Source organism: Dietzia sp. DQ11-44 (genome assembly GCF_014145205.1).
GTDB classification, from domain to species: Bacteria; Actinomycetota; Actinomycetes; order Mycobacteriales; family Mycobacteriaceae; genus Dietzia; species Dietzia natronolimnaea.
On the sequence record NZ_JAALEC010000663.1, the window covers coordinates 1 to 2,853 of the forward strand.

The following is a 2,853-nucleotide window of genomic DNA, read 5'->3' on the forward strand; positions in this document are numbered from 1 at the left end:
CACCTTGGACCGGGCCCTGGAGGCGTGCTTGCGGGCGGCGGCCGGGGTGCAGTCCAGGATCCCGGCGATGGTGGCGAAGTCGACGGCGAACGAGTCGTGGAGGACCAACGCCACCCGCTCGGCGGGGGACAGCCGGTCGAGCACCAGGTGCAGCGCCGACCCCACCGACTCGGCGAGGGCCACCTCCTCGGCGGGGTCGGGATCGGCACCCGGACGATCGGGCGCGTCCCCGGGCACGGGCACCGGCACCGCGGCCTTGAGACGGTCCAGACACACTCTGGTGACCACGGTGGTGAGCCATCCCTGCAGGTTGTCGACGGCGGCGGCGTCGGTCCTCGCCAGCCGCAGCCACGCCTGTTGGACCGCGTCCTCGGCCTCGGCCGGATCACCGAGGACTCGCGCGGCGATCCGGGTGAGTCTCGGTCGCTCGCGTTCGAACTCGCCGGTCAGGTCCATCGGCGCCTCAGGCGACGGTTCCGCTCGTGTAGCGGTCGAGGATCCGGCGCTTGACCAGTTTCCCGGTGGGCGTGCGGGGTAGCTCGTCGACGAAGTCCACCGCCCGCGGGATCTTGAAGTCCGAGATGTGGCCGCGGAGCGATCCGAGGATCTCCTCGCCCAGGTCGGGGTCGTCGGCGCGGTCGGGAGCGGGCACCACCACGGCGTGGACCTTCTCCCCCATCTCCTCGTCCGGGATCCCGATCACCGCGACGTCCTCGACCGCCGGGTGCAGCGCGAGTGCGTTCTCGATCTCCTGCGGGTAGATGTTCACGCCGCCGGAGATGATGGTGAACGCCTTGCGGTCGGTGAGGTAGAGGAAGCGGTCGGAGTCCAGGTAACCCACGTCGCCGAAGGTGGACCAGTTGGGGTGCTCGGGGTGGAAGACGGACGCGGTCTTGTCCGGATCGCCGTGGTAGGCGAAGGTGCCCTCGTCCTGCTGCCAATAGATGGTGCCGATCTCGCCGATGGGCAGCTCGCGGCCCTCCTCGTCGCAGATGTGCGCGATGCCCTTGAGCCCGTCGCGGCCCACCGATCCGGGGCGTTCGAGCGCCTCCTGCGAGTTGATGAACGTGATCCCCATGCCCTCGGTGGCCGAGTAGTACTCGTGGATCACCGGGCCCCACCACTCGATCATCCGGCGCTTGACCTCGGGCGGGCACGGGGCGGCGGCGTGGATCGCGTGGGTCATGCTGGACACGTCGTAACGCATCCGCGTCTCCTCCGGCAGCTTGAGCATGCGCACGAACATCGTCGGCACCCACTGCGAGTGGGTCACGCGGTACTCCTCGATGAGGCGCAGTGACTCCTCGGCGTCGAAGCGGTCCATGAGGATCACGGTCCCGCCGACGGAGTTGACCACGCCGCAGAACCGCAGCGGGGCCGCGTGGTACAGCGGCGCGGGGCACAGGTACACGCTGTCGGCGTCGAACGCGTAGAGGAAGCTGAACACCGGGGTGTAGACGTCGGGGACCTCGTCGATCTGCCCCTCCGGCGGGTCCACGCGCACGCCCTTGGGCCGTCCGGTGGTGCCGGAGGAGTAGAGGAAGTCGTGGCCGCGGGGCTGGTCGGCGGGCGGATCAGTGGGCTTGTCGGCCAGCAGTTCTCGGTAGTCCGCGAACCCGTCGAGCGACCCGCCGAACACCACCCGGTGCTCGACGTCGGGGTGCGCGTCCGGGGACAGGTCGACGTGGTCGGCCACGGGAGCGGAGACGAAGAGGGCGCGGGCACCGCAGTCCCCGATGATGTAGGAGGACTCGTCGGCCGTCAGGTGATGGTTGATGGCGGCGATGTAGAGCCCGACCCGCAACGCCCCCCAGTAGATCTCGACCATTTCGAGGGTGTTGTCCGAGACCACGGCGATGGTGTCACCGGGGCGCAGCCCCCAGTCGTCGGTCAGGACGTGCGCGAGCTGGGCCGACCTGGCCTCGAGCTCGGCGTAGGTGATCTGCTCGCCCGTCGCGGGGCGGATCACGGCGGGCTTGTCGGGCGTGGTGGCGGCGAAGGTTCCCGGGAACATGTCGCCAGGCTAACCGCCTCGCGTGACCTGGATCACGAAATTGCCAGACATGTGTCCAACAGCGTCGGTCAGGAGTACATGCGAGGGTGCAGCCGGCCGATGTACGGCAGGTCGCGGTACCGCTCGGCGAAGTCCAGGCCGTACCCCACCACGAACTCGTTGGGGATGTCGAACCCGATCTCGAGGATGTCCAGGTCCGCCTTGACCGCGTCGGGCTTGCGCAGCAGGGTGACGATCTCCAGCGAGCGCGGATTGCGGGTGCGGAGGTTGCGCATCAGCCACGACAGGGTCAGGCCCGAGTCGATGATGTCCTCCACGATGATCACGTCGCGGTCCGCGATGTCACGGTCGAGGTCCTTGAGGATCCGCACCACTCCCGAGGAACTGGTGGAGGAGCCGTAGGAACTGACCGCCATGAACTCCAGCTCGGAGGGGATGGTCAGCGCCCGGGCGAAGTCGGAGACGAAGATCGCCGCGCCCTTGAGCACGGCGACCAGCACGACCTCCTGTTCGGAGTCCCGGTAGCGCTCCCCGATCGTCGCGCCCATCTCGGCGATCCGGTCGCGGATCACATCGGTGTCGATGAGCACCGACTCGATCTCGTCGGCGTACTTGTCCGTGCTCATCTACGTCCCCGCTCCACTCGCCCGGTCGATCTCGAGGACCACCTTTCCATGCCGTCGCCGAGCGACCAACCTGCCCCGGCCCGCCGACACACCCGACCCGTCCGGGCCCGTGCCCCCCACCGCCACTCCCCCCTGCCCGTGCCAGTCCGTGACGAGGGCGGCCACCGATGACAGGTGCGCGTACGTGGGCGAGGGGCAGCCGTGGGCCAGCAG

Annotated in this window: 4 protein-coding genes; all 4 read right to left on the reverse strand. The window is 69.1% G+C overall.

Annotated features, from left to right (window positions below):
- On the reverse strand, positions 1–456 hold a 456-nt coding region (locus G6018_RS15210; RefSeq protein ID WP_182640068.1), incomplete at its 3' end, for a sigma-70 family RNA polymerase sigma factor.
- Between the two features lie 7 nt (positions 457–463).
- Positions 464–2,014: an acyl-CoA synthetase gene (locus G6018_RS15215; RefSeq protein WP_179524469.1), complete on the reverse strand. Its 1,551-nt coding sequence runs from the start codon at positions 2,012–2,014 to the stop codon at positions 464–466.
- Positions 2,015–2,082: 68 nt separating this feature from the next.
- Entirely contained in the window at positions 2,083–2,640 is a 558-nt protein-coding gene (gene hpt, locus G6018_RS15220; RefSeq protein WP_182610652.1) for a hypoxanthine phosphoribosyltransferase, read from the reverse strand.
- A partial coding sequence (locus G6018_RS15225) for a TilS substrate-binding domain-containing protein (RefSeq protein ID WP_182640069.1) occupies positions 2,641–2,853 on the reverse strand: 213 nt, incomplete at its 5' end.

What these genes read in the sequence shown, in the direction of transcription:
- hpt (WP_182610652.1), bottom strand. Translation starts at nt 2,640, where the DNA reads ATGAGCACGGACAAGTACGCCGACGAGATCGAGTCGGTGCTCATCGAC.
- G6018_RS15215 (WP_179524469.1), bottom strand. Translation starts at nt 2,014, where the DNA reads ATGTTCCCGGGAACCTTCGCCGCCACCACGCCCGACAAGCCCGCCGTG.